Annotated in this window: 27 protein-coding genes; 10 read left to right on the top strand and 17 right to left on the bottom strand. The window is 69.9% G+C overall.

Features of this window, described 5'->3' with window-relative positions:
• Positions 1–8: 8 nt before the first annotated feature.
• A complete protein-coding gene (locus HLB44_RS13075; protein ID WP_173123100.1) occupies positions 9–740 on the top strand; it encodes a sulfurtransferase in 732 nt (243 codons plus the stop codon).
• A 5-nt stretch (positions 741–745) separates the two neighbouring features.
• A complete protein-coding gene (locus HLB44_RS13070; RefSeq protein ID WP_173123098.1) occupies positions 746–1,702 on the top strand; it encodes an alpha/beta fold hydrolase in 957 nt (318 codons plus the stop codon).
• Between the two features lies 1 nt (position 1,703).
• Here HLB44_RS13070 and HLB44_RS13065 read toward each other — a convergent pair whose 3' ends face one another.
• The 4 genes from HLB44_RS13065 to HLB44_RS13050 form a co-directional block, all read right to left on the bottom strand.
• Positions 1,704–3,035, bottom strand: a complete 1,332-nt coding sequence (locus tag HLB44_RS13065) for a DUF1501 domain-containing protein (RefSeq protein WP_173123096.1) — start codon at positions 3,033–3,035, stop codon at positions 1,704–1,706.
• 11 nt (positions 3,036–3,046) lie between these two features.
• Positions 3,047–4,786: a DUF1800 domain-containing protein gene (locus HLB44_RS13060; RefSeq protein ID WP_173123094.1), complete on the bottom strand. Its 1,740-nt coding sequence runs from the start codon at positions 4,784–4,786 to the stop codon at positions 3,047–3,049.
• A gap of 89 nt (positions 4,787–4,875) precedes the next feature.
• The gene (locus tag HLB44_RS13055; protein WP_173123092.1) at positions 4,876–5,589 is read right to left on the bottom strand and encodes a DUF599 domain-containing protein; all 714 of its coding nucleotides are present in this window, start codon (positions 5,587–5,589) and stop codon (positions 4,876–4,878) included.
• A gap of 45 nt (positions 5,590–5,634) precedes the next feature.
• Complete coding sequence (locus tag HLB44_RS13050) at positions 5,635–6,336, bottom strand: pirin family protein (protein WP_173123090.1); 702 nt, start codon at positions 6,334–6,336, stop codon at positions 5,635–5,637.
• Between the two features lie 112 nt (positions 6,337–6,448).
• Here HLB44_RS13050 and HLB44_RS13045 point away from each other — a divergent pair, with 112 nt between their 5' ends.
• Genes HLB44_RS13045 through HLB44_RS13035 form a run of 3 tightly spaced genes read left to right on the top strand, consistent with a single transcriptional unit; the run spans position 6,449 to position 8,748 of the window.
• Positions 6,449–7,438: a LysR substrate-binding domain-containing protein gene (locus tag HLB44_RS13045; RefSeq protein ID WP_173123088.1), complete on the top strand. Its 990-nt coding sequence runs from the start codon at positions 6,449–6,451 to the stop codon at positions 7,436–7,438.
• Positions 7,439–7,453: 15 nt separating this feature from the next.
• Positions 7,454–8,344 carry a tRNA glutamyl-Q(34) synthetase GluQRS gene (gene gluQRS, locus HLB44_RS13040; protein WP_173123086.1) on the top strand — a complete coding sequence of 297 codons (891 nt, stop codon included), beginning with the start codon at positions 7,454–7,456 and terminating at the stop codon, positions 8,342–8,344.
• A 47-nt stretch (positions 8,345–8,391) separates the two neighbouring features.
• A complete protein-coding gene (locus HLB44_RS13035; protein WP_173123084.1) occupies positions 8,392–8,748 on the top strand; it encodes an FKBP-type peptidyl-prolyl cis-trans isomerase in 357 nt (118 codons plus the stop codon).
• Here HLB44_RS13035 and HLB44_RS13030 read toward each other — a convergent pair.
• The gene (locus HLB44_RS13030; RefSeq protein ID WP_173123082.1) at positions 8,670–10,727 is read right to left on the bottom strand and encodes an acetoacetate--CoA ligase; all 2,058 of its coding nucleotides are present in this window, start codon (positions 10,725–10,727) and stop codon (positions 8,670–8,672) included. The genes HLB44_RS13035 and HLB44_RS13030 overlap by 79 nt on opposite strands.
• Before the next feature lie 215 nt (positions 10,728–10,942).
• Here HLB44_RS13030 and HLB44_RS13025 point away from each other — a divergent pair, with 215 nt between their 5' ends.
• Positions 10,943–11,542, top strand: a complete 600-nt coding sequence (locus HLB44_RS13025; RefSeq protein WP_173123080.1) for a DUF2087 domain-containing protein — start codon at positions 10,943–10,945, stop codon at positions 11,540–11,542.
• Positions 11,543–11,545: 3 nt separating this feature from the next.
• On the opposite strand, the gene orn is transcribed toward HLB44_RS13025, so the two are convergent.
• Entirely contained in the window at positions 11,546–12,130 is a 585-nt protein-coding gene (gene orn, locus HLB44_RS13020; protein ID WP_425500805.1) for an oligoribonuclease, read from the bottom strand.
• A 67-nt stretch (positions 12,131–12,197) separates the two neighbouring features.
• Between orn and HLB44_RS13015 the strand changes: the two genes are divergently transcribed.
• The 3 genes from HLB44_RS13015 to rsgA are packed head-to-tail and all read left to right on the top strand — an operon-like array spanning position 12,198 to position 14,709.
• Complete coding sequence (locus HLB44_RS13015) at positions 12,198–13,469, top strand: M48 family metallopeptidase (protein ID WP_173123078.1); 1,272 nt, start codon at positions 12,198–12,200, stop codon at positions 13,467–13,469.
• Positions 13,470–13,474: 5 nt separating this feature from the next.
• On the top strand, positions 13,475–13,810 hold the full coding sequence (locus HLB44_RS13010; protein WP_173123076.1) for a 4a-hydroxytetrahydrobiopterin dehydratase: 336 nt from the start codon (positions 13,475–13,477) through the stop codon (positions 13,808–13,810).
• The gene (gene rsgA / locus HLB44_RS13005) at positions 13,807–14,709 is read left to right on the top strand and encodes a ribosome small subunit-dependent GTPase A (protein ID WP_173123074.1); all 903 of its coding nucleotides are present in this window, start codon (positions 13,807–13,809) and stop codon (positions 14,707–14,709) included. Before HLB44_RS13010 ends, rsgA begins: the two co-directional genes overlap by 4 nt.
• Positions 14,710–14,717: 8 nt before the next feature.
• Here the strand turns inward: rsgA and HLB44_RS13000 are convergent, their stop codons facing one another.
• From HLB44_RS13000 to rpsP, 6 genes are all read right to left on the bottom strand, one after another.
• Positions 14,718–15,704 (bottom strand): CobD/CbiB family protein, encoded by a 987-nt coding sequence (locus HLB44_RS13000; RefSeq protein WP_173123072.1) that lies wholly within the window; start codon positions 15,702–15,704, stop codon positions 14,718–14,720.
• Positions 15,705–15,736: 32 nt separating this feature from the next.
• Positions 15,737–16,408, bottom strand: coding sequence for a CoA pyrophosphatase (locus HLB44_RS12995; protein WP_173123070.1), 672 nt, complete (start codon positions 16,406–16,408; stop codon positions 15,737–15,739).
• Between the two features lie 151 nt (positions 16,409–16,559).
• Complete coding sequence (gene rplS, locus HLB44_RS12990) at positions 16,560–16,913, bottom strand: 50S ribosomal protein L19 (protein WP_173123068.1); 354 nt, start codon at positions 16,911–16,913, stop codon at positions 16,560–16,562.
• An 82-nt stretch (positions 16,914–16,995) separates the two neighbouring features.
• Positions 16,996–17,748, bottom strand: a complete 753-nt coding sequence (gene trmD, locus HLB44_RS12985) for a tRNA (guanosine(37)-N1)-methyltransferase TrmD (protein WP_173123066.1) — start codon at positions 17,746–17,748, stop codon at positions 16,996–16,998.
• An 18-nt stretch (positions 17,749–17,766) separates the two neighbouring features.
• Complete coding sequence (rimM, locus tag HLB44_RS12980) at positions 17,767–18,354, bottom strand: ribosome maturation factor RimM (protein WP_173124223.1); 588 nt, start codon at positions 18,352–18,354, stop codon at positions 17,767–17,769.
• 32 nt (positions 18,355–18,386) lie between these two features.
• Positions 18,387–18,659, bottom strand: coding sequence for a 30S ribosomal protein S16 (gene rpsP / locus HLB44_RS12975; RefSeq protein ID WP_173123064.1), 273 nt, complete (start codon positions 18,657–18,659; stop codon positions 18,387–18,389).
• A 287-nt stretch (positions 18,660–18,946) separates the two neighbouring features.
• Between rpsP and HLB44_RS12970 the strand changes: the two genes are divergently transcribed.
• The gene (locus tag HLB44_RS12970) at positions 18,947–19,408 is read left to right on the top strand and encodes a TM2 domain-containing protein (RefSeq protein ID WP_173123062.1); all 462 of its coding nucleotides are present in this window, start codon (positions 18,947–18,949) and stop codon (positions 19,406–19,408) included.
• Here HLB44_RS12970 and HLB44_RS12965 read toward each other — a convergent pair.
• From HLB44_RS12965 to HLB44_RS12945, 5 genes are all read right to left on the bottom strand, one after another.
• Positions 19,381–20,391 carry an inorganic phosphate transporter gene (locus HLB44_RS12965; protein ID WP_173123060.1) on the bottom strand — a complete coding sequence of 337 codons (1,011 nt, stop codon included), beginning with the start codon at positions 20,389–20,391 and terminating at the stop codon, positions 19,381–19,383. The two genes, HLB44_RS12970 and HLB44_RS12965, sit on opposite strands and share 28 nt — an antisense overlap.
• Before the next feature lie 21 nt (positions 20,392–20,412).
• Complete coding sequence (locus tag HLB44_RS12960) at positions 20,413–21,060, bottom strand: DUF47 domain-containing protein (RefSeq protein WP_173123058.1); 648 nt, start codon at positions 21,058–21,060, stop codon at positions 20,413–20,415.
• Between the two features lie 120 nt (positions 21,061–21,180).
• Positions 21,181–21,666: a 2-amino-4-hydroxy-6-hydroxymethyldihydropteridine diphosphokinase gene (gene folK / locus HLB44_RS12955; RefSeq protein ID WP_173123056.1), complete on the bottom strand. Its 486-nt coding sequence runs from the start codon at positions 21,664–21,666 to the stop codon at positions 21,181–21,183.
• Complete coding sequence (gene pcnB, locus HLB44_RS12950; RefSeq protein ID WP_173123054.1) at positions 21,663–23,276, bottom strand: polynucleotide adenylyltransferase PcnB; 1,614 nt, start codon at positions 23,274–23,276, stop codon at positions 21,663–21,665. Before pcnB ends, folK begins: the two co-directional genes overlap by 4 nt.
• Positions 23,273–23,941: a histidinol-phosphatase gene (locus HLB44_RS12945; protein ID WP_173123052.1), complete on the bottom strand. Its 669-nt coding sequence runs from the start codon at positions 23,939–23,941 to the stop codon at positions 23,273–23,275. Before HLB44_RS12945 ends, pcnB begins: the two co-directional genes overlap by 4 nt.
• Between the last annotated feature and the right edge of the window lie 5 nt (positions 23,942–23,946).

Below are 23,946 nucleotides of genomic sequence, written 5' to 3'. Positions count from 1 at the left end.
ATCGCGGCGTGCCGATCCTCAATGTCTCCACCTACCGCTTCGTCCAGCTCGACGAACTGGCCGCGCTGCGCGACCGGCTGTTCGACGCCGCGCAGGCGCGCGGATTGAAGGGCACGGTGCTGCTGGCCGAGGAAGGCATCAACCTCTTTCTCGCCGGCCCGCCCGACGCGCTCGACGCCTGGCTCGATGCCCTGCGCGAAGACGCGCGCTTCGCCGGCCTCGAGGCCAAGCGCAGCTTCAGCGAAACGCAGCCGTTCAAGCGGCTGAAGGTCAAGGTCAAGCGCGAGATCATCCGCATGGACATGCCGGCCGTGCGCCCGGCCGCCAGCCGCGCACCGGCCGTCGAGGCGGCGACGCTGGCGCGCTGGATAGCCCAAGGCCACGACGATGCCGGCCGGCCGCTGCTGATGCTCGACACGCGCAACGGCTTCGAGGTCGACGCCGGCGCCTTCGACGACGCGCTCGACTGGCGGCTGCAGAAGTTCAGCGACTTTCCGGCGGCGCTCGCGGCGCAGCGCGAGCGGCTCGCCGGCCACACCGTCGTCAGCTACTGCACCGGCGGCATCCGCTGCGAGAAGGCCGCGCTGGTGATGCAGGCGATGGGCCTCGAGCACAGCTACCAGCTCGAAGGCGGCATCCTCAAGTACTTCGAGGAAACCGCTGGCGCCGCACCCGGCTGGCGCGGTCGCTGCTTCGTGTTCGACGAACGCGTGGCACTCGACACCGCGCTCACCGCCTGAACCGCATGGCGACGGCCGCGCTGCGCATCGTCGGCCTGCTGCTGATGCTGACGGCGCTGGCGGTGCCGCTGCTGCGCGCGCCGCCGCGCAGCGTCGAATCGCTGGTGCACCGCTGGGCGCCGCCGCCGTCGGAATTCCTCGACCTGCAGGGCCAGCTGGTGCACTACCGCGACGAAGGTCCGCGCGCGGACGGGGCGCCGATCGTGCTGCTGCATGGCACCTCGGCCAGCCTGCACACCTGGGAGGGCTGGGTGCGCGCGCTGCGCGGCCAGCGCCGCGTGATCACGCTCGACCTGCCGGCTTTCGGCTTGACAGGCCCCTTCGCGGGCGCATATGCCGGCCGGCCTTACACCGGCCGCGAATACGCGCGCTTCGTGCTCGACGTGCTCGACCGGCTCGGCGTGCAGCGCTTCGTGGTCGGCGGCAACTCGCTCGGCGGCGAGGTCGCGTGGCAGGTCGCCGCCGCCGCGCCGCAGCGGGTCGAGCGGCTGGTGCTGGTCGATGCCAGCGGTCACTCCTTTGCGTCTCAATCCGTGCCGCTGGGGTTCCGGATCGCGCGCCTGCCCGGCTTCGGCACGCTCAGCGAGTGGTTGATGCCGCGTGCCGTGGTCGTCAGCAGCCTGCACGACGTCTACGGCGACCCGGCCAAGGTGACCGACACCCTCGTCGACCGCTATTTCGAGATGGCGCTGCGCGAGGGCAACCGGCGTGCGCTGGCCGAACGCATGCAGCTCGTCGGACAAACCCCCGACGAAGCCCGCATCGCGACGCTGACGCTGCCGACGCTGATCCTGTGGGGCCAACGCGACCGGCTGATCCCGCCGGCAGTCGCGCAGCGTTTCGCGAAAGACATCGCCGGCAGCCGCCTCGTGGTGTTCGAAACGCTGGGCCATGTGCCGCACGAGGAAGATCCGGCGGCGACGGTCGCGCCGGTCAAGGCGTTTCTCGGCCTCGCGCCGTGAGTCAAGCGAAGTTCATCAACCCGAGCTCGCGATCGAAGTAACGCAGCCGCGGGAACACCTCGTCGATCAGCGCCGTATCAGCGCCGAACCAGCGCGCCAGCTCGCCGCCCAATTGGTCGAGCGCGACGCTCGGAATCCACACGCCCTGGCCGACATCGTCGGGCCCGCCGATGGCCAGCTCCTGGAAGCGGCCGACGATGCGCCCGCCGCGCACCGCGCCGCCGACCGCCCACTGGTGCGCGCCCCAGCCGTGGTCGCTGCCGGCGCCGTTCGACGCGAAGGTGCGGCCGAAGTCGCTGCCGGTGAAGAGCGTCACCTCGCGCGCGACGCCGAGCTCGACCGTCGCCGCATGGAAAGCGGCGACGGCGCCGGCGATCTCCCCGAGCAACTCGTTCTGGCGCTGCAGCTGGTCGTCGCCGTGCGTGTCGAAGCCGCCGATGCTGGCGAAGAAGCACTGCCGCGACAAACCCAGCGCGCCGCGCGCGCCGATCAGCCGCGCCGCCATCTGCAGCTGGCGACCGAGGCCGGTGTTCGGAAACGTCGTCGTGAGTGCCGCGGCGTCGAGTGCGCCGCTCAGCACACGCTGGTTCTCGATCGAACGCCCCATCAGGTTCAGCCAGGTCTGCTCGAACGGGTCGCTGCGCGCCTCGCCGAGCACGCCGTTGATCGCCACCGACAGCGCATCGGTGCCGGCCGGATCGTAGAAGTCGAAGCCGAAGTCGCCGCTGGACGACACGCGGTACGGCGACAGGCCGCGGTCGCCGGTTTCCCACAGGTTGCCGCCGGCGACGCTGACCGCGCAGTAGCCGCGATTCTGTGTGCCGCTGGCGACCAGGCGCTCCAGCAGGCGGCCGCCCCAGCCGTTGCGCGCCGGCGCATCGACCAGCGCGCTCTGCCAGGCCGCCTGCTGGTCGCTGTGCGAATAGAGGTTGATCGGCAGCGGCACCGAACGCGACTGCATCTGCTGCTTGGTGGTCGGCGCCATCAGCGGGCCGACATTGGCGACCAGCGCCGCCTGGCCCGCATCGAACAGCGGCTTCATCGGCGCCATCGCCGGATGCAGGCCGTAGCCGTTGGGCGTGCCGCCGGGCGCCAACGGGACGAGCGCATTGCGTGATAGGGCCAGGTTCGGCCGTGCACGCTGGTACTGGCCGTAGCGCGTGTCGTCGGTCGGCACCAGCAGGTTGTTGGCATCGTTGCCGCCGAACATGAACAGGCACACCAGCGCGCGGTAGCCGCTGCCGCCGGTGGTCTGCGCCAGCACCGACAGCGGTGCGAACGGGGTCGCCGCCGCGAGCGCGGCCGCCTGCAGCACGGTGCGGCGCTGGATCATCGCGGGGCTCCTCATTTCTGGATCACGTGGTCGGGCGACAGCGCAACGACGGTCAGCGCCGCCTTCACGCGCTGCAGCCGCTTGTCGGCGTTGGTGCCGGGCAGCGCAGCGATCAGGGTCGAGAGCCGGCTGCGCGTGCTGGCACTCATCTGCAGGTCGAAGAACAGCAGGTCGAGGCGCTCGATCAGCGCGGCGCCGGTCCCGTCGGCCAGCGGCACGAGCGGCGCGAAGTCGAGCATCAGCTTCGAATCGCCGCTGCCATAGCCGCCGCGGCGGAAGAACGCGGCGAAGAAGTTCAGCGAGCCGACGACGGTGGTCTCGCTGGTGATCTGGAATTCCGGCGCGACCATGCCGCCGGCCGCCAGCGGCCCGGCGGGCCGGAAATTGGGCGAATAGAAATTGAAGACCGACGGCGCGAGCAGGGGGCTCTGGCCGAGCGCGTCGTCGGCGCCGTCGAGGTAGTGGATCGAGTTACGGCCGTTTGCACTCTTTGCACCGAGCGCGCGCAGGAACATCGCGAAGCGCAGCACCGGTTCGCGCTGCTTGCCGAAGCGCGGGCGCGTGGCCGCATCGTCGCCGCGCGCTTCCGCATCGAGCAGGATCGCGCGCACGACGGCACGCAGGTCGCCGCGGATGCCCTGCCCGTTGTTGGCAAACACCGCGGCGATCCGCTGGATGTAGGCCGGACTGGGATTGCTGGTGACCAGCCGCTGGATCAGCTGCCGCCCGATGAACGGCCCGACGTTCGGATGGTTGAAGATGCTGTCGAGCGCGTCCTTCAGGTCGCGCTGCGGGCCCTGGGCCGGCGGCAGCATGCGCCCGTCGAGCAGGATCTTCTCGCCGTCGTCGTGGTAGGCGGCCCAAGCCTGCATCGGGGTCACCCACAGCGCCTCGACGTTGTCGTCGTGGCTGTAGAAGACCTTCGGATTCGCCGTGTCGAGCCCGCCGTGGCTGAAGCCGCTGAAGGCCTTCGCGAAACCCTTGACGACGCGCTCGTCGTAGGTCGGGATCGCCTTGCCGTCGGCATCGAGCTGCGTCGAGCCGTCGGGGTTCAGCTTCGCGAGGCCGATCGAAAACAGCTGCAGCACCTCGCGCGCGTAGTTCTCGTTCGGATGCGTGCCCTTCTTCGGATCCTCTTTCGCCGAGCCGAGCATGTTCAGGTAGTAGCCCATCGCCGGGTGCAGCGTGGCGTCCTCGAGCAGCGTGCGGTAGTTGCCGAAGGCATGGCGGTTGAGCATGTCGAGGTAGCTGCTCATCGCATGCGGCCGCAGGTCCGGCGCGACGTTCGAGATCACGAAGATCTGCAGCCAGGCCCAGGCGACGCGGGCGCGCAGCACGTCGGTGCCGAACAGCCACTGCTGCCACACCGCCTCGTAGCTCATCTCGTCGCGCACCTTGCCGTGCTCGTCGCGCGTGCGCTGCTCCTCGAGGTAGGCGACGTGGCTCGCCGTCGGGGCGTTGAACTGCTCGTGCAGCCAGCGCTCGTAGCCCATCGCCCGCAGGCTCTCGACCTCTTCGATGGAGCGCGGGCCGAAGCTGGCCTGGCTCAAGAAACGCGCGGCGTCGCGGCGCGACGGGGGAACCGCGGGCGTGGTCGGCGTCTCGCCGCCGGTGCCCGGCAGCGGTTCGTTGCTGCCGCCACCACCGCCACCACCGCAGGCGGCGAGCATCAGGGTCGCCGCAGCGGCGGCACCGAGACGAAACGGCAGCTCCGCTTCGTCGACCGCCGGTTCCTCGCGCTGCTCGCTCATCGTCGCCCCCGCGCATTCGAGGTCCGCGACTGTGCGCGCGCAATGTTTGCTACAGGCTACGAGCTGTAAGCAGCGTCACGTCGCCGCCTTCACGTCAGCCCCTGGCGCAGCGCGCCCAGCACCTCGGACTGGAATTCGCGCCGGTAGAGCACCGCCAGCACCCCCAGCGTGCCGAGGATGAAGGCCCAGGGCGAGAAGAACCAGCCGACCACGGCGAAGGAGAGGTAGTACGCGCGCAGCCCGTCGTTGAAGGTCTCGGCGGCCAGCCCCATCACGCGGCCTGCGCGATCGGCGAAGGCGACGCGTTCCTCGTCGGTGGCAATCTGCTTGGTGTCGGGAATCGCGGCGACGAGGATCGCGCCGAAGCTGTACTGCCGCAGGCTCCAGGTGAAGCGGAAGAAGGCGTGCACGAAGATGCCGGTCAGCAGCACCAGCTTCAGGTCGAAGACCAGCACGGAGGTGCGCGCGGCGAACGGGATCTCGCGCACCAGCTCGCTGGCCTTGTCGGTGGTGCCGAGCACGGCGAGCAGGCCACCGATGATCAGGATCGTCGTCGACGCGAAGAACTGCGGGCTCGCCGACAGGCTCTGCAGCACTGCCGAATCGACGATGCGGTTCTCGCGCTTGGTGGCCTGCAGCATCCAGTGCCAGCGCCAGCGGTTGGTCGTCGCCAGCACCGTCGGCTGCACCGCGGCACGGCGCTTCGCGAACAGCGCATAGGCGACCCAGCTGCCGAAGAACAGCAGCATCGCCACCCAGTCGAGCGCGGGCAGCAGCGTGAAGGGTTTCAGCAGGATGTCCATGCGGGGATTGTCGCGGCGGCCGCCGCGACGATCCCTGCCTTCGCGTCAGGGTGCCAGGTCGAACACCAGCACCTCCGCGCCCTGCCCGTTCGCCAGCTCGAGCGTCGATTCGCCGCGCAGCGCCGCCGCATCGCCGGTGTGCAGCCGCTGGCCGTTCAGCTCGACGCTGCCGCGGGCGACGTAGGCATAGGCCAGCCGCGACGGATCGAGCGCCAGCGCGGCGCGCTCGGCGCCATCGAACAGGCCGGCGCGGATGGAGGCGTCGGCATGCACCGTCACCGAACCCTCGCGGCCGTCGGGCGACGCGACCAGGCGCAGCTGCCCGCGCTTGTCGGCCGCGCTGAAGGCCTTCTGCTCGTAGCCGGGGGCGATGCCGGCCGTGTGCGGCAGCAGCCAGATCTGCAGGAAGTGCGTCGTCGCGTCCTGCGCGTGGTTGAACTCGCTGTGGCGCACGCCGGTGCCGGCGCTCATGCGCTGCACTTCGCCAGGCACGATGGCCGCGCCGTTGCCGAGGCTGTCCTTGTGCGCGAGGGCGCCTTCGAGCACGTAGCTGACGATCTCCATGTCGCGGTGCGCATGGGTGCCGAAGCCGGTGCCCGGCGCGATCCGGTCCTCGTTGATCACGCGCAGATTGCCGAAGCCCATGTGCGCGGGGTCGTGGTAGTCGGCGAACGAGAAGCTGTGAAAGCTGTTGAGCCAGCCGTGGTCGGCATGGCCGCGGTCCTCGGAACGGCGCAGCGTGATCATCGTGAAGTCCTTTCGTTGGCGGTCATGGTCCCACCGCGAGAGCCACGCCGGCGCCTGGACGCTTGAAACGGGCGTTCAAATAAGATGAAGCACCCCGCCTCGTCACTCGCCGATGACCCAGCCGCGCCGCAATGCCCTGACGCCCGATGCCCTGCAGATGATGGACACCATCGCGCGCAGCGGCAGCTTCGCGGCAGCGGCGCGCGAGCTGGGGCGCGTGCCCTCGGCGCTGACCTACAGCGTACGGCAGCTCGAGGACGCGCTCGACGTGCTGCTGTTCGACCGCCGCTCGCGCCAGGCCCGGTTGACCGCGGCCGGGCAGGAGCTGCTCAGCGAAGGCCGCCGCCTGCTGGCCGAGATGGACGCCGTGGCCAACCGCGTCAAGCGCGTCTCGACCGGTTGGGAATCGGAGTTGACGATCGCGGTCGACGGCGTGGTCTCGCGCCAGACGCTGCTCGAGCTGGTCGAGGCCTTCTACGCGCTGCGCCCCGACGGCCAGGGCTCGCCCGGCACGCGGCTGCGGCTGCGCACCGAGGTGATGGCCGGGCTGTGGGAAGCACTGATCAGCGGCCAGGCCGACCTGGCGATCGGCGTCGGCCGCGACCTGCCGCCGCACGCCGGCATCGAACAGCAGCCGCTCGGCGAGATTCCCTTCGTCTTCTGCGTCGCGCCGCACCATGCGCTGGCCGCTTCGACCGACCCGATCAGCGACGACCAGCTGCTGCCGCACCGCGCGGTGGCGGTCGCCGATTCGGCGCAACGGATGTCGCCGCGCACGGTCAACCTGCTGCCCGGGCAGGACGTGCTCACTGTCGCCTCGATGCAGGCCAAGATCGATGCGCTGCTGCGCTGCCTGGGCTGCGGCTTCGTGCCCGAGCCGCTGGCGCGCGAGCACATCCGCGCCGGCCGGCTGGTGGTCCGGCCGGTCGGCCGCATCAATGCGCCGGTGCGGCTGGGCTATGCCTGGCGCAGCAGCGCGACGCCGCAGCCGCGCCAGGCCCCACAGGGCCTCGCGCTGCAATGGTTCCTCGAGCAGCTGAAGAGCCCGGCGACACGCCGTGCACTGCTCGAGCGCCATCAAGGCCAGCCTTCGGTCGACTGAAGGCGCCCACCGCCCATGGCCAGGCCCTACGTCGGACGCTTCGCGCCCTCGCCGACCGGCCCGCTGCATCCGGGCTCGCTGGTCGCGGCGCTGGCCAGCTGGCTCGATGCGCGGGCCCACGGCGGCCGCTGGCTGCTGCGCATCGAGGACGTCGACACGCCGCGCTGCGTGCCCGGGGCCGATGAGGTGATCCTCGGCCAGCTGGCGATCTGCGGCCTGTTGCCCGACGAAGCGCCGATCTACCAGTCGAGCCGTGGTGCGGCCTACCGCGAGGCGCTCGAACACCTGGGCAAGCTCGGCGTGACCTACGCCTGCGGCTGCACGCGGCGGGCGATCGAGGAAGCGATGGTGCAGCTGGGCATCCTGCACGAGCGCTTCGAGGAGCGCGTCTACCCCGGCACCTGCCGCGGCGGCCTGGACGGCAAGCAGCCGCGCGCCACGCGCGTGCTGACGGTCTGCGGCGGCACCGAGGCCGTGATCAGCTGGACCGACCGGCGCCTGGGCAAGCAGCATCAGAACGTCGCACGCGAGGTCGGCGATTTCGTGATCCACCGCGCCGACGGCTTGTGGGCCTACCAGCTCGCGGTGATCGTCGACGACGGCTGGCAGGGCATCACCGACGTCGTGCGCGGCGAGGACCTGGCCGACAACACCGCGCGCCAGATCCACCTGCAGCGCCTGCTCGGTCTCGACGTGCCGCGCTACCTGCACACGCCGCTGGTGCTCGGCGCCGACGGTCGCAAGCTGTCGAAGCAGAACGGCGCTTCCGCCTTCGATGCCAGCGATCCGCTCGGCGCGCTGCAGGCGGCGGCCAGCACGCTCGGGCTGCCGCCGATCGAGGCCGGTGACGTCTCGCAATGGCTGGCGGCCGCGGTGCCGGCCTGGCGCGCGCGCTGGGTGGCATGATGCGGCCCCCGTCCACCGATACAGCGCCGCGACGGCGCAGCACGACCATGATCACCACCGCTTCCGGCCTGCAGTACGAAGACACCACGCCGGGCACCGGCACCGAAGCCCGCGCCGGCACCACCGTGCGCGTGCACTACACCGGCTGGCTGCTCGATCCGGCCAAGCCGAACGGCCGCGGCGCCAAGTTCGATTCGAGCAAGGACCGCAACGACCCCTTCGAATTCGATCTCGGCGCCGGCATGGTGATCCGCGGCTGGGACGAGGGCGTGCAGGGCATGAAGGTCGGCGGCACGCGGCTGCTGCAGATCCCGGCCGACCTGGGCTACGGCGCGCGCGGCGCCGGCGGCGTGATCCCGCCGAACGCGACGCTGCTGTTCGAAGTGGAGCTGCTCGAGGCCTGAGCCGCGTACCAGGCCAGGCATTGCGGGTTGGCCATCGCGTCGCGATTGACCACCTGGTCGAGCGGCTGGCCGAGGAAGAGCTTCTTCATCGGCACCTCCTGCTTCTTGCCGGTCAGCGTGCGCGGGATCTCCGGCGCCTGCAGGATCGCATCGGGCACGAAGCGCGGTGACAGCGCGGCCTTGATCGCGCCCTCGATGCGGCCGCGCAGCGCGGCGTCGAGGATGTGGCCTTCGCGCAGCACGACGAACAGGCCGAGCCAGCTCGGCCGGCCGAGCACCTCGAGGTCGATGACCATCGAGTCGAGCACCTCGGGCAGCGCCTCGACCGCCGCGTAGATCTCGCTGGTGCCCATGCGCAGGCCGTGGCGGTTGATCGTCGCGTCGCTGCGGCCGTAGATCACGCAGCTGCCGTCGGCGCCGATCGCGAGCCAGTCGCCATGGCGCCAGACACCGGGGAAGACGTCGAAATAACTCGACTGGTAACGCTCATTCTGAGCGTCGCCCCAGAAATACAGCGGCATCGACGGCAGCGGCCGGGTCAGCACCAGCTCGCCGACTTCGCCGGTGACCGGCTCGCCGCGCTGATTCCAGGCCTCGACCGCGCAGCCGAGCTGGCGGCATTGCATGCGGCCGGGCTGCTGCGGCAGCTCACGGTGGCCGCCGATCACCGCGGCGCAGAAGTCGGTGCCGCCGGAGATGTTGTTCCACCAGATGTCGGGCGTGCCCAGGCCTGCGAACTGCGCCGACAGCGCGCGCTGCACGTCCTCGGCCAGCGGCGAGCCGGTCGAGCCGAGCGCGCGGATGCGGCTCAGCTCGCCGCAGGCGGCCAGGTCGAGCCCGGCCTTGACGCAGCCGGCGAACCAGGCCGCACCGGCGCCGAAGTAGGTGATGCGGTGCTTCGCCGCGAAGCGCCACAGCACGCCCCAGTCGGGCTGCTCCTTCGAGCCGCTGGGGCTGCCGTCGTAGAGGCAGATCGTCGTGCCGTGCTGCAGGCCGCCGACCAGGCAGTTCCACATCACCCAGCCGGTCGAGCTGTACCAGTGGAAGCGCTCGCCGAAGTTGTTGGCGCCGTAGCTCGGCCCCTGGTCGTTGGTCTTGACCGCCGCGGCCATCATCATCAGCACGCCGCCGTGGCCATGCACCAGCGCCTTCGGCAGGCCGGTGGTGCCGCTGGAGTAGACGATCCACAGCGGATGGTCGAAGGGCAGCCATTCGGGCTCGAATGCCGACGTCTGCGCATCGTCGCGCGCCAGCACATCGGTGAGCGACAGCTCGGCGCTCAGTGGCTGCGCGGCCTGCGGCGTGCGCAGCAGCAGCAGCGATTGCACGCTCGGCAGCGCCGCACGCAGCGCCGCGACCACCGCGCTGCGGTCGAGCGCCTTGCCGGCGTAGTGCACGCCATCGGCGGCGATCAGCAGCTTCGGCGTGATCTGGCGGAAGCGGTCGATCACCGCCTGCGTGCCCATGTCCGGCGCACACATGCTCCACACCGCGCCGATGCTGGCGCAGGCCAGCAGCGCCACCACCGTTTCCGGCCGGTTCGGCAGGTAGGCCGCGACGCGATCGCCGCGCTGCACGCCCTGTGATCGCAGCGCCAGCGCCAGCGCGGCGACCTGGCGCTGCAGCTCGCGCCAGCCGAGCTCGCGCGCCTCGCCGCGCTCGTTGTCGGCGACGATCGCCGGCTGGCCGGCCGCTTCGGCGGCCGCGACATGGCGCCAGATGCGGCGCGCGAAGTTGACCTGCGCGCCCGGAAACCAGACCGCGCCCGGCATGCGCGCATCGGCCAGCGCCGCCGCGTGCGGCGTCGGCGATTCAAAGCCGTCGTGGTCCCACAGCGATTGCCAGAACGCATCCGGCTCGGTCACCGACCAGCGCCACAACGCGTCGTAGCTGTCGAAGCGCAACCCGCGCTGCTGCTCGAGCCATTGCTGGTAGAGCCGGATCTGCGGAACGTTCGGCGCTGCGTTGCAGTTGTTCATCGGGGCAGCGTAGCGCAACCCGGCGCACTACAATCGCGCCCTGGTCGGCAGTTCACCCAGGCGTTGCCGCGCGACAACCTCGCGAGCTAAACCTGCCCTCGATCATCGAGACCCAAGCACAGCCTCATGCGTCACTCACGCGTGCGCCGATGCTGGAAGACGGCAACCCCCAGCGCCCGAAGCCGGGCCCGAAGGTGTCACGCGGAAGGACTGCCATGAGCCGTTTGCCGCTCTCTTTCATCGTGCCCGATGCGTCGCAATTCGCGCGTGCGCTCGGCCAATCGCTGAAGACCCGCCATGCCGAAGGTGCCGCCGAGCCGCCGGGCCACGTCGAGGTGCTGAACCTGATCGCCCGCGCGTTGGGGCATCGCAACTTCCAGGCGATGCAGGCCTCGCGCACGCTGCCTGCGCTGCCGCTGGCTGAAGAGGACCAGCCACCACCGCTGCCCTTGAGCGACAACGCCCGCAAGGCGCTGATGCAGTTCGACTCGCGCGGCCGCCTGATTCGCTGGCCGAACAAGTTCAGCGTGCAGAAGCTGGCGATGTGGGTGCTGTGGACGCTGTTCGACAGCCAGCGGGTCTACACCGAGCGGGAAGTCAACGAGATCCTGAAGGCCGCCAACGCCTTCGGCGACCACGTGACGCTGCGCCGCGAGCTGATCAATCACCACCTGCTGACGCGCAAGAGCGACTGCTCGGAGTACCGCAAGCTGCCGGCACGGCCGGACGACGAGATCCGTGCGCTGATCGGTGCGTGGCGCTCGGTTCGGCGCACGCGCCAGCCGCGCGTGCCGCGGCCGGCCGCCGCAGCCTGACGCTCACACCGCCAGCAGGTGCTGGCGGTAGTGCACGAGCTCGTCGATCGACTCGTGGATGTCGGCGAGCGCGGTGTGCGACTGCGCCTTCTTGAAGCCCTCGAGCGCCGAGGGCTTCCAGCGCCGCGCCAGCTCCTTCAGCGTGCTGACGTCGAGGTTGCGGTAGTGGAAGAAGGTTTCCAGCGCCGGCATGTAGTTGGCGAGAAAGCGCCGGTCCTGGCAGATCGAGTTGCCGCACATCGGGCTCTTGCCGGCGGGCACGTACTGCTTCAGCCAGGCGATCACCTGCGCCTCGGCCACCGCTTCGTCGACCACCGAGGCCTTGACGCGGTCGACCAGCCCGCTGCGCCCATGCGTGCCCTTGTTCCAGGCATCCATCGCGTCGAGCGTCTCGTCGCTCTGGTGGATCGCGAACACCGGGCCTTCGATGCGCACCGTCAGTTGTGGATCGGTGACGACGACGGCGATCTCGATGATGCGATCGGTGGCCGGGTACAGGCCGGTCATCTCGAGGTCGATCCAGACCAGGTTCTGCTCGCTGGAGGCGAGGGCCGTGGCGGGCGCGGGAGCTTGTTCGGGCATGTCCATGGCGGGATTGTCGCAGCCGGCGCACCACCACCGGGGCGTCGCAGCGGCGAATAAACTCCCGCCCCATATGTCCTCGAACCTGCTCACGATCGTGTTCGCGGCCGCGCTGGTGCTGTCGATGGCCGTCAAGCTGTGGCTCGCAACGCGGCAGATGCGCCACGTCGCCGCCCACCGCCACGCCGTCCCGCCGGCGTTCAGCCGCAGCGTGTCGCTGCAGGCGCACCAACGCGCCGCCGACTACACGCTCGCCAAGGGCCGCTTCGGCATCCTGGCCACCGCTTTCGGCAGCACGGTGCTGCTCGGCTGGACCCTGCTCGGCGGGCTGCAGCTGCTGAACCACTGGCTGCTGCAGACCGTGCAACCGGCCTGGGGCGACATGGCCTACCAACTGGCGCTGCTGGTCAGCTTCGCGCTGATCGGCGGCCTGCTCGAGTTGCCGTTCGACCTGTGGAGCACCTTCCGCATCGAGCAGCAGTTCGGCTTCAACCGCACCACGCCGGCGCTGTTCGCCAGCGACGTGCTCAAGGGCCTGGTGGTCAGCGCGCTGATCGGCCTGCCGATCGCCGCGCTGATCCTGTGGATCATGGCGACCGCCGGCCGCTGGTGGTGGTTGTGGGCCTGGGGCGCCTGGGTCGCGTTCAACCTCGCGGTGATGGTGCTGTACCCGACCGTCATCGCGCCGCTGTTCAACAAGTTCGAGCCGCTGACAGACGAGTCGCTGATCGGCCGCGTGCAGGCGCTGATGAAGCGCTGCGGCTTCGCGGCCAAGGGCTTGTTCGTGATGGACGGCAGCCGCCGCTCGGCGCACGGCAACGCCTACTTCACCGGTCTCGGCGCCGCCAAGCGCGTCGTGTTCTTCGACACGCTGCTGGCCAAGCTGTCGCCCGGCGAGGTCGAGGCGGTGCTGGCGCACGAGCTCGGCCACTTCAAGCACAAGCACGTGGCCAAGCGCATCGGCGCGGTGCTGCTGGCGAGCGGCGCCGGCCTCGCGCTGCTGGGCTGGCTGGCGAACCAGCCGGCCTTCTACACCGGGCTGGGCGTGCAGCCGAACCTGGGGGTGCCGAACAACGCGCTGGCGCTGCTGCTGTTCATGATTGCGGTGCCGGTGTTCGGCTTCTTCGCGGCCCCGTGGATGGCGCGGCTGTCGCGCCGCCACGAGTTCGAGGCCGATGCCTACGCCTGTGCGCAGGCCAGCGGCAACGACCTGGCCAGCGCCCTGATCAAGCTGCACGAGGACAACGCGTCGACGCTGACGCCGGACCCGCTGTACGCGCGCTTCTACTATTCGCATCCGCCGGCCGGCGAACGGCTGGCGGCCTTGAGCCTGCAACCCCATTGATCACCATGAGCACAGACCTGACGAAGCGCCACTGCCAGCCGCTGGAAGGCCATCCGGCGATGACGCCGGAGGAGATCACCCGCCACCTGGCGATGGTCGACGGCTGGCGCCTGGCCGACGGCTCGATCGAGAAGCGCTACGGCTTTCCCGATTTCCACCGCACGATGGGCTTCGTCAATGCGTTGGCGTGGATCGCCAATGCCGAGGACCACCATCCGGACCTCGCGCTCAGCTACGGCCACTGCACGGTGCGCTTCAACACCCACTCGGTCAACGGCATCTCGATCAACGACTTCATCTGCGCGGCGAAGGTCGACGCCTTGCTGAAGACGGGCGCATGACCGGCGGCGCGGCGGCCACGGGCCTGGTGGTCGGCGCCCATGGCCGGCATGTCATGGTCGAGGCCGAGGGCGGCGTGCGCACTCGCTGCCACACGCGCGGCAAGAAGAGCGATTGCGTCGTCGGCGATCGCGTCGAATGGCAGCGCGCGGGCGACGAAGGGGTGATCGAGCGCATCGCCGAACGCCGCAACCTGTTGTTCCGCCAGGACGAGGTGCGCAGCAAGTCCTTCGCCGCCAACCTCGACCAGTTGATGGTGCTGGTGGCCGTCGAGCCGATGTATGCCGAGACCCAGCTCACGCGCGCGCTGATCGCCGCCGACACGGCCGGCATCCCGGCAGTGATCGTGCTGAACAAGGTCGATCTGCCCGGCGCCGGCGCGGCGCGCGAACGCCTCGCGCCCTATCGCGCCATGGGCGTGGCCGTGCACGAGGTGTCGCTGAAGGCCGACGGCGCGGCAGCGATCGCCGTGCTGACCCCCCTGCTGGCCGGACGGGCGACGCTGGTGCTGGGCCCCAGCGGCATGGGCAAGAGCACGATGATCAACCGCATGGTGCCGAGCGCCGCGGCGCAGGTCGGCGAGATCTCGCAGGCCCTGAACACCGGCCGCCACACGACCACCACCACCACCTGGTACTGGCTCGACCCGGCGCGCTCCAGCGCGCTGATCGATTCACCCGGCTTCCAGAACTTCGGCCTGCGGCAGCTCGACGCCGCCGCGCTGACGCAGCACATGCCGGACCTGCGCAAGCACGCCGGCGCGTGCCGCTTCTACAACTGCAGCCACCTGCACGAGCCCGGCTGCGGCGTGCGCGAGGCACTCGAGCGCGGCGAGATCAGTCCGTCGCGCTACCGCATCTACCAGGAGCTGCACGAGGAGCTGTCGGCGACGCGGTATTGAGCGCGGCCTCAGCCCACCAGGTTCGCCAGCGTCAGCAGCGCGACCAGCAGCATCCACAGCACGACCGAGCGCCAGACCAGCCCGACGACGCTGCGCAGGTGCCCCAGCTGCGGCGGTGCGCCGCCCGTGGAGCCTTCGGCGCCGGGCGTGTCGGTCGGCCCGGCCTCGAAGGTGCGCGAGCGCTCCGGTGTGACACCCGGCGCCGCATCGCCGCCGAGCTGCACGCCCACCGCACCGGCCGCCGCCGCGAGGATCACGCCCTCGTTGACGTGCCGCCACAGCGCGGCATCGCGGCGCCAGTTGTTGATCGCTTCCTCGAAGTTGCCGACGACCGCGAAGCCGAACGCCGTCAGGCGCGCCGGGATGTGGTCGATCAGCGCGAACATGCGCTGCGAGACCTTCATCAGCCGCTCGTTCGCCGGCGCGCCGAGCGCCTTGCTCGGGTAGGTCCAGTAGCGGCTCGCGAACTCGGCCATGCGGTACAGCACCGCGCCGAGCGGCCCCAGGCCGAGCGTCGACAGCAGCACGAACCAGAAGAAGACGCCGAACACATGGCGGTGGGCTGCGAGCAGCGCATGCTCGATCACGTGGCGCATCAGCTCGGTGCGCGGCAGCTCGCTCGCATCGAGGTGGCGCCATTGCGCGAGCAGCCGCCGCGCCTCGATCTCGTCGCCGCGTTCGAGCGCATCGCGGATGTCGGTGAAGTAGTGGCTGAACTGGCGGAAGCCGAGCGTCAGGTACAGCACGACCACGTCGAACACCAGCGCGAGCACGGCGCTGTAGTGGCTCAGGCCCAGGTACAGCGCCGACAACGCCAGCCCCGGCGTCAACACCGAGACGCACCAGACGACCCAGGCATGGTGCTCGCGCCCGGCGTCGAAGTTGCGCCCGGTCCAGCTGACCCAGGACACCAGCGTGTGGTGCACCCAGTTGTCGCGCGGCAGCGGTTTCAGCTGCTCGATCACCAGGGCAAACAGGACCGCGAAGAAACTCATCGGCGGGGATGATAACCAGCGGCTCGTTTCGGTCAGGCAGAAAGGAAGCGGTAGAAGTTGCGCAGCATCGCTGCGGTCGCGCCCCAGATGAAGTAGCCCCGCCACGGCATCGACAGGAACTGGCGCTGCTGGCCGGCGATCTCGACCTGGTGGCGGCGATGGTTCGCGGGCGTCATCAGGAAGTCGAGCGGGACCTCGAACGCCTCGGCAACCTCGAAGCTGTCGAGCGCCAGCGAGAAGCCGGGCTGCACCAGTGCGACCACCGGCGTGACGACGTAGCTGGTCACCGTGGTGTAGTGCGGCAGCGAACCGATGACCTCGATGTGCGAACGCGCCAGGCCGATCTCCTCCTCGGTCTCGCGCAACGCAGTGGCGACGGCGTCTTCATCGTGCGCCTCGACCGCGCCGCCGGGAAAACTGATCTGGCCGGCATGGTCGCGCAGGTGCGCGGTGCGCTGCGTCAGCAGCACGTGCAGGCCATCGTCGCGCATCACCAGCGGCACCAGCACGGAAGCGGCGCGCGGCGCGCGTTCGACGAAGTGGCGACCGTCGCCGGGGATCTCCGGCGTCCACACCGGCGGCGCCTCGAAACGCCGGCGCAAGGCCGGCGGCACGAGCCATTCGGAGGCCACCGGCGGCAGGTGGTCGTCGATGCCGGCGACCGGGATCGCGTGTGGGTCGATGATGCGAGGGACGGGAGTCATCGTTGGGAGAATAGCGGCGCCACAAAGCACAAGCCGCCCCGAGGGGCGGCTTCGCTGGAGGCCCTGGCAAGGCCAGCTTCTGCGCTTCGCGCGTCCGCTCCTCGTTGCGCTGCGCGCAACGGGCGCCTGGCGGCGCCTGCCTGAGCTTCGCTCAGGCGAGCTTTTCCTTGATCCGCGCCGACTTGCCCGAGCGCTGGCGCAGGTAGTACAGCTTGGCGCGGCGGACGTCGCCGCGGCGCTTGACGTCGATCGATGCGATCAGCGGGCTGTAGAGCTGGAACGTGCGTTCGACGCCTTCGCCGCTGGAAATCTTGCGCACGATGAAGCTGGAATTCAGCCCCCGGTTGCGCTTGGCGATCACCACGCCTTCATAGGCCTGCACGCGCTTGCGGGTGCCTTCGACCACGTTGACGTTGACGATCACGGTATCGCCGGGGGCGAAGGTCGGGATGCTCTTGTTCAGGCGAGCAATCTCTTCCTGTTCGAGGGTGCGGATCAGATCCACGCGTTTCTCCTGGAGCGATCATGGCGGCGCTTCCTGAAATAGGGCCCGGCAGAGGATCGAAAAGCCGGCGATTATAGCCTGCTCAGAATTCGAGCGCGCGCAGCACCGCTTCGTCCCGCGCGGAGAGCCGCCCGGCGGCGCGCGCCGCCTCGATCAGATCGGGCCGGCGGCGCGCCGTCAGCTCGAGCTGGCGTTCGCGGCGCCAGCGTGCGATCTCGGCATGGTGGCCCGACAGCAGCACCGGCGGCACCGCGACCGGACCGTCGGGCGTCTGCAGCAGCTCGGGCCGGCTGTAGTGCGGGCAGTCGAGCAGGCCATCCGAAAAACTGTCCTGCTCGTGCGACGGCGTGTTCAACACGCCGGGCTGCAAGCGCGCGACGGCATCGAGCAAGGCCAGCGCCGGCAGCTCGCCGCCGGACAGCACGAAGTCGCCGAGGCTCAGTTCCAGCGTGACGTGGCGGTCGATGAAGCGCTGGTCGATGCCCTCGTAGCGGCCGCACAGCAGCACCGCGCCGTCGCCGGCGCCCAGCGCCTCGATGCGCGCCTGCGTGATCGGCAGGCCGGTCGGCGTGAAGTGCACGACCGGCACGTCCGCGCCGCCGCGGTCGGCGCGTGCGGCCGCAAGCGCCCGCTCCAGCGGCTCGACCAGCATCACCATGCCGGGGCCACCACCGTAAGGCCGGTCGTCGACACGGCGATAGGCGTCTTCGGCGAAATCGCGCAGCGGCCACAGCCGCACGTCGACCTGCGCCGTTTCGAACGCACGGCGCGTGATGCCCTGCGTCAGGTGCGGGCCGAACAGCTCGGGAAACAGCGTGATGACGTCGAAGCGCATGGCGGCGCGGTCCCGGATTCAGTAGTCCAGGCCCCAGTCGACCGTGATGCGGCGCTCGGCGAGGTTCACGTCGTCGACGTAGGCACCAACGAAGGGGATCAGCCGCTCGCTCTCGTCGGGCGCTGCGCCCGGCGCGGCCTCCGGCCGGCGCACGCGCAGCACGCTGTGCACGCCGGTGTCGAGCAGGTCGCTGACGGTGCCGAGCAGTTCGCCCTGGCGATTGATCACCGCCAGCCCGATCAGGTCGATCCAGTAGTACTCGCCGTCGCCGGCGGTCGGGAAGCTCGAGCGGCCGATGAAGATGCGTGCGCCCTTCAGGGCCTCGGCCGCGTTGCGGTCGGGCACCTCCTGTGCCGCGGCGACCACCGCATCGCCCTGCTCTTTCGACTGGGTGATGCGCAGCAGCGACGGCAGCGCGGCAGCCTTCGGGCCGGGGCCCTCGGGCGCGCGCAGAAACCAGCGGCGGGAGGAGAACAGCGCCTTCGGGTCCGAGGAAAAGGGGTGGACGCGGATCCAGCCCTTGATGCCGAAGGCACCGACGATGCGACCGACCTCGATCGCGTCGTCGGGAAACGCGGGTTCGTCACCCGCACCCGGGGCCGGCATCGTCACGAGCGGCGCCGCGGGTTGACCGACACTCAGGCCGCGGGCGCGGCGGGCGCGGTCTGGGCCTTGGCGGCATCGACCACCAGGCGCTTGACGGTGGGCGACAGCTGAGCGCCGACACCCTTCCAGTAGGTCACGCGGTCGAGCGCGACGCGCAGCGGCTGCTCGCCGCCGGCAGCCATCGGGTTGTAGAAACCCACGCGCTCGATGAAGCGGCCGTCGCGACGCTCACGCGAATCAGCGACGACGATGTTGTAGAACGGGCGCTTCTTGGCGCCGCCACGAGCAAGTCGAATAACGACCATGTTGATCTTCCGAAAAATCGTTGGCGACAGGACAGCCCAGGAGACACGACGAGGCCGAACCGATCTGAGTCGCCGGGAACGCGATGAATTTGGCGATTCCCGACACAGCTTCCAGCACCGTAGATACGCCGGTGTGCTCCACCGGCCAGCGCCGAAAACCGAGCATTATAAACTTTCCGCATTGAAGCTCCAGATGCCGTGCCGCGGCGCCTTCCGATGCCCTCTGCCCAAGCCTCGCTGCCTGTCCGCCCGTGCACCACGACCGAGCCGGCGCCGGCCGACGACGAATGAGCTACCGCTCGAAGACCATCGCGACCTGGCTCGCGCTGATCGCCGGCAGCCTGGGCGCGCACCGCTTCTACCTGCATGGCAAGGCCGACCTCTGGGCCTGGCTGCATCCGTGGCCGACGCTGCTCGGCCTGGCCGGCGTGCTGCGCATGCGCAACCTGGGCCAGGACGATCAGCTGGCGTGGCTGCTGATCCCGGTGTTCGGACTGATGATCAGCCAGGCGATGCTCGCGGCCATCGTCATCGGACTGACGCCGGACGAGCAGTGGCAGGCGCGTTTCAATCCCGGCCAGCCCGCGCGCCCGAGCGGCTGGGCCACGGTGATCGCCGTGGTTGCCGCGCTGCTGCTCGGTGGCGCGGTGCTGATGGGCACGATCGCCTTCGGGGGCCAGAAGTTCTTCGAGTGGCAGGCAGAACGCGATCGATCGGCCGATCAGAACAGCGACAAGCTGACCCAGTAGGCCACCGCCGCGACGAAGGCCGACGCGGGGATCGTGAAGATCCAGGCCCAGACGATGTTGCCGGCCACGCCCCAGCGCACCGCCGACGCGTTGCGCACCGAGCCGACGCCGACGATCGCGCCGGTGATGGTGTGCGTCGTCGACACCGGGATGCCCAGGCCGGTGGCAATGAACAGCGTCAGCGCCCCGCCCGTCTCGGCGCAGAAGCCGCCGACGGGTTTCAGCTTGGTGATCTTCTGGCCCATGGTCTTGACGATGCGCCAGCCGCCGAACATCGTGCCCAGGCCGATGGCCAGGTAGCAGGTGACGATGACCCAGGTCGGCGGGAGCTTCTCCTCGGCACCGAGCATGCCGGCGGCGATCAGCAGCAGCCAGATGATGCCGATGGTCTTCTGCGCGTCATTGCCGCCGTGGCCGAGCGAATAGGCACCGGCCGAGACCAGCTGCAGGCGCCGGAACCAGCGGTCGACCTTCAAAGGCGACGTGCGCCGGCAGACCCAGGCCACCAGCACCATCATCAGCGAGCCGAGCAGGAAGCCCAGCAGCGGCGAAACGAAGATGAAGGCCACCGTCTTCAGGATGCCGGCGCCCAGCAGCTTGCCGGCGCCGGCCTTGGCGATCACTGCGCCGACGATGCCGCCGATCAGCGCATGCGACGAGCTCGACGGGATGCCGTACCACCAGGTGATGATGTTCCAGGTGATCGCACCGACCAGCGCTCCGAAGACGACGTAGTGGTCGACGACCCCCGGCTCGACGATGCCCTTGCCGATCGTCGCCGCGACCTTCAGCTGGAACACCGCGATCGCGACGACGTTGAAGAAGGCGGCGAACAGCACCGCCTGCTGCGGCTTCAGCACGCCGGTGGACACGACGGTGGCGATCGAATTCGCCGCGTCGTGGAAGCCGTTCATGAAGTCGAAGGCCAGTGCCAGCAGCACGAGCATCGCCACGACCCAGAAGCCGATCTGGAGGGTTTGCATGCGCGGACCCGGCGACCGGGATCAGGAGTTCTCGAGGACGATGCCCTCGATGATGTTGGCGACGTCCTCGCAGCGGTCGGAGATCGACTCCAGGTGCTCGTAGACGGCCTTCAGCTTGATCAGCTCGCGCACGTCGATGTTGTCGCGGAAGAGCCGGCTCATCGCCGAGCGCATCACGCGGTCGGCATCGGATTCGAGGCGATCGATCTCCTCGCAGGTCTTCAGCGCCGCTTCGGTCACGCTCGGCTGGCTGAGCTTGGGCAGCAGGCTCACCGCGTGCTGCACACGTTCGCAGCACTTGGCAGAGATGTCGGACAGGCGCAGCACGTCCTCGCTGACGGTCTGCAGGTCGTACAGCGACATCACCTCCGACGAGTCCTGCAGCAGGTCGAGGATGTCGTCCATCTTGTTGATCAGGTCGCGGATCTGTTCGCGGTCGAGCGGCGTGATGAAGGTCTTGTGCAACAGCCGGTTGACTTCGGCGGTGATGCGGTCGGCCTGCTTCTCGGCGGCGTCGACGTCGGCGGCATACTTCTGGCGCAGCGTGGGGTCGTTGTAGTACTGGACCATCGACGTGAACGCGCGTGCGCCTTCGGCAATGTGCTTGCCGTGCTCGTTGAACAACTCGAAGAAATTGCCTTCGCGCGGCAGCAGCTTGCCGAACAACATCGGGGGTCTCCAGGGGGGCGGCCGCGAACGGGCCGCACTGTCATCGAATCGTCACCGATTCGTCACGGGCGGCGATTGTAGGCGGGCGGTCGCGCCCGCCCGGCTCAGTCGGCGAGGCGCTCAGTCGGCGAGGCGGTCGATCGGCTGGTCCGCCGTGGCGGCGAGGTGGGCGTGCAGCGGCCCGAGGCCGGGCGCTGCGAGCGCCGGTTGCAGCTCGAGCAGCGGCTGCAGCACGAAGGCGCGCAGGTGCAGGCGCGGATGCGGCAGCGTCAGCGTGGGTGTCTGCAGCGCCAGGTCACCGTACAACAGCAGGTCGAGGTCCAGCGTTCGGGGTGCGTTGCGGTAGGGTCGCTGGCGGCCGAAGTCGGCTTCGATCGATTGCAGCGCGGCCAGCAGTGCGCTCGCATCGAGCGCCGGCTGCAGCTCGGCCACCGCATTGAAGAAGTCCGGCCCGCCGGCGTCGACCGGCGCCGAGCGGTACAGCGATGAACGGCGCATCGCGCCGAACGGCCGCAGGCGTTCGAAGGCCGAGCGCACGGTCGCGAGTGCGTCGCCCAGGTTCGCACCGATGCCGACGTAGGCGCGCACCGGCGGCGGTGCGTTCATTCGCCGGCCGGTGGCGACTCCGCGGCAGCGTTCGACCCGGCGGCCTCGCCACCGGCCGCGCCGCCCGGCTTGCGGCGCCGGCGCCGGCGCTTGCGGGCGGGCGCGTCGCCGCCCTCGGGCGTCGTCTCGACCGCCACCGCGTCGTCGCCCGCGCCCTGCTCGCCCGCGGGCGCCGCATCCGCCGCGCGCTTGGGCGCTGGCACGCGGCGCGGCGCGCCGCGGCTGGCCTCGCGCGCGGCGACCAGCAAGGCTTCGCGCTCCTCGTCGGTGCCGAGCGAGAAGTCTTCCCACCAGTCGGCGAGCTCGGCCGGCGCTTCGCCGACATCGGCGCGCAGGCGCAGGAAGTCGAAGCCGGCGCGGAAGCGCGGCTGCTCGATCAGCGCGAACGCGGTGTTCGCCTGCCGGCGCTCAAAGCGCGGCTGCATCATCCAGATCTCGCGCATGTCGGCGCCCAGCTTGCCGCGGCCGGAGATGTCGCCGATGCGCGCGTCGAACGCGGCGTCGATCGATTGCTGCAACGCCGGAATCAGGTGCTCGCCGGCACTGCGGCGCTGCTTCCAGCCGGCCAGCACTTCATGCCACAGCAGGCAGGCCAGCAGGAAGCTCGGCGCCACCGCCTTGCCCTCGCCGACACGGCGATCGGTGTCGGCCAGCGCCTGGCGGATGAAGGCCTGCTCCTGCGGCGTGCGGGCATCGTCGAAGACGACGTCGAGCACCGGGAACACGCCACGGCTCAAGCCATGCTCCTTCAGCGACGCGACGCTGGCCAGCGCGTGGCCGGTCTGCAGCAACTTGACCATCTCGTCGAACATGCGCGACAGCGGCACGTTGGCCAGCAGCGGCGCCAGCGTCTTGACGGGCGCGGCGGTGCCCGGCTCGAGCGCGAAGCCCAGCTTGGCCGCGAAACGCACCGCGCGAATGATGCGCACCGGGTCCTCGCGGTAACGCGTCGCGGGGTCGCCGATCAGGCGCAGCGCGCGCTGCTTCACGTCGCCCAGGCCACCGTGGTAGTCGACGACGATCTGCGTCTCGGGGTCGTAGTACATCGCGTTGATCGTGAAGTCGCGGCGCGCCGCGTCCTCGATCTGCGGGCCCCAGACGTTGTCGCGCAGCACGCGGCCCGATGCATCGACCGCATGCGCCGAGCCGACGAGCTCGGCCTTGCTCGTGCGCTCGTTGCCCTCGACCTGCGTCGCTTCGCTGGAATCGAGGTAGGCGCGGAAGGTCGACACCTCGATCACCTCGTGGTCGCGCCCGCGCCCGAAGATCACGTGCACGAGTCGGAAGCGGCGTCCGATGATGAAGGCCCGGCGGAACAGCGCCTTGACCTGCTCGGGCGTCGCGTTGGTCGCGACGTCGAAGTCCTTCGGCCGCCGGCCGACCAGCAGGTCGCGCACCGCACCGCCGACGACGTAGGCCTCGTGCCCGGCCTCCTTCAGGGTGTGCACGACCTTGACCGCGCGCTCGTCGAGCAGCGCGGGGTCGATGCCGTGCACGCTGGCCGGCGTTTCGACGCGCTCGCCGAGCGGAATGCGCGGCACCGGGGGTGCGGGTGGCACGGCGGGCTTGGCCGGCTTGCCGAGCAACTTGTCGATCAGACGCTTGATCATTCGAAGAGCCTCAGGATGCGCCAGCCGCGCTCGCGGGCGATCGCTTCGAGCGCCGGGCTGGGATTGGTGGCCACCGGTTCGCTGGCGCGTTCCAGCAGCGGCAGGTCGTTGGTCGAATCGCTGTAGAAGATCGTCTGCTCGAAGTCGGCCCAGCAGGCGCCTTGTGCGGCCAGCCAGTGATCGACGCGGGCGATCTTGCCTTCGCGGAAGGAGGGGATGCCGTCGATGCGGCCGGTCACCGCGCCCAGCGCATCACGCTGCAGCTTGACGGCGATCAGCTCGGGCACGCCGAAGGCATCGGCGATCGGGCGGGTGATGAATTCGTTGGTCGCAGTGACGATCGCCACGCGGTCGCCGGCATCCTGGTGCGCGCGCACCAGCGCGTGCGCCGCGGGCAGCAGCTGCGGCTGCATCACCTCGGCCATGAAGCGCTGCATCGTCGCCTGCTGCTCGGCGGCCGGGCGCCAGCGCCAGGGCGCGGTCGCGAAATCGATGTACGCGTCGATGTCCAGACAGCCGGCCTGGTACTGCTTGAAGAACTGATTGTTGCGGCGGTGGAACTCGTCCGCATTGACCCAGCCGAGGGCGATCAGGAACTCGCAGAACGCGTGGTCGGAGTCCTTCTCGATCAAGGTGCCGTCGAGGTCGAAGAGCGCGAGTTTCATGGCTG

This window comes from Pseudaquabacterium terrae (assembly GCF_013266755.1).
GTDB lineage: Bacteria > Pseudomonadota > Gammaproteobacteria > Burkholderiales > Burkholderiaceae_C > Pseudaquabacterium > Pseudaquabacterium terrae.
Note: the sequence above shows the minus strand (reverse complement) of the source record. Positions and strands in the feature narration are given on the sequence as shown.

Bases quoted from the DNA above. Each gene is read 5' to 3' on its own strand.
- HLB44_RS13070 (WP_173123098.1), top strand. From the start codon at position 746: ATGGCGACGGCCGCGCTGCGCATCGTCGGCCTGCTGCTGATGCTGACG.
- HLB44_RS13065 (WP_173123096.1), bottom strand. From the start codon at position 3,035: ATGATCCAGCGCCGCACCGTGCTGCAGGCGGCCGCGCTCGCGGCGGCG.
- HLB44_RS13060 (WP_173123094.1), bottom strand. From the start codon at position 4,786: ATGAGCGAGCAGCGCGAGGAACCGGCGGTCGACGAAGCGGAGCTGCCG.
- HLB44_RS13055 (WP_173123092.1), bottom strand. From the start codon at position 5,589: ATGGACATCCTGCTGAAACCCTTCACGCTGCTGCCCGCGCTCGACTGG.
- HLB44_RS13050 (WP_173123090.1), bottom strand. From the start codon at position 6,336: ATGATCACGCTGCGCCGTTCCGAGGACCGCGGCCATGCCGACCACGGC.
- HLB44_RS13045 (WP_173123088.1), top strand. From the start codon at position 6,449: ATGACCCAGCCGCGCCGCAATGCCCTGACGCCCGATGCCCTGCAGATG.
- gluQRS (WP_173123086.1), top strand. From the start codon at position 7,454: ATGGCCAGGCCCTACGTCGGACGCTTCGCGCCCTCGCCGACCGGCCCG.
- HLB44_RS13035 (WP_173123084.1), top strand. From the start codon at position 8,392: ATGATCACCACCGCTTCCGGCCTGCAGTACGAAGACACCACGCCGGGC.
- HLB44_RS13030 (WP_173123082.1), bottom strand. From the start codon at position 10,727: ATGAACAACTGCAACGCAGCGCCGAACGTTCCGCAGATCCGGCTCTAC.
- HLB44_RS13025 (WP_173123080.1), top strand. From the start codon at position 10,943: ATGAGCCGTTTGCCGCTCTCTTTCATCGTGCCCGATGCGTCGCAATTC.
- orn (WP_425500805.1), bottom strand. From the start codon at position 12,130: ATGGACATGCCCGAACAAGCTCCCGCGCCCGCCACGGCCCTCGCCTCC.
- HLB44_RS13015 (WP_173123078.1), top strand. From the start codon at position 12,198: ATGTCCTCGAACCTGCTCACGATCGTGTTCGCGGCCGCGCTGGTGCTG.
- HLB44_RS13010 (WP_173123076.1), top strand. From the start codon at position 13,475: ATGAGCACAGACCTGACGAAGCGCCACTGCCAGCCGCTGGAAGGCCAT.
- rsgA (WP_173123074.1), top strand. From the start codon at position 13,807: ATGACCGGCGGCGCGGCGGCCACGGGCCTGGTGGTCGGCGCCCATGGC.
- HLB44_RS13000 (WP_173123072.1), bottom strand. From the start codon at position 15,704: ATGAGTTTCTTCGCGGTCCTGTTTGCCCTGGTGATCGAGCAGCTGAAA.
- HLB44_RS12995 (WP_173123070.1), bottom strand. From the start codon at position 16,408: ATGACTCCCGTCCCTCGCATCATCGACCCACACGCGATCCCGGTCGCC.
- trmD (WP_173123066.1), bottom strand. From the start codon at position 17,748: ATGCGCTTCGACGTCATCACGCTGTTTCCCGAGCTGTTCGGCCCGCAC.
- rimM (WP_173124223.1), bottom strand. From the start codon at position 18,354: ATGCCGGCCCCGGGTGCGGGTGACGAACCCGCGTTTCCCGACGACGCG.
- rpsP (WP_173123064.1), bottom strand. From the start codon at position 18,659: ATGGTCGTTATTCGACTTGCTCGTGGCGGCGCCAAGAAGCGCCCGTTC.
- HLB44_RS12970 (WP_173123062.1), top strand. From the start codon at position 18,947: ATGAGCTACCGCTCGAAGACCATCGCGACCTGGCTCGCGCTGATCGCC.
- HLB44_RS12965 (WP_173123060.1), bottom strand. From the start codon at position 20,391: ATGCAAACCCTCCAGATCGGCTTCTGGGTCGTGGCGATGCTCGTGCTG.
- HLB44_RS12960 (WP_173123058.1), bottom strand. From the start codon at position 21,060: ATGTTGTTCGGCAAGCTGCTGCCGCGCGAAGGCAATTTCTTCGAGTTG.
- folK (WP_173123056.1), bottom strand. From the start codon at position 21,666: ATGAACGCACCGCCGCCGGTGCGCGCCTACGTCGGCATCGGTGCGAAC.
- pcnB (WP_173123054.1), bottom strand. From the start codon at position 23,276: ATGATCAAGCGTCTGATCGACAAGTTGCTCGGCAAGCCGGCCAAGCCC.
- HLB44_RS12945 (WP_173123052.1), bottom strand. From the start codon at position 23,941: ATGAAACTCGCGCTCTTCGACCTCGACGGCACCTTGATCGAGAAGGAC.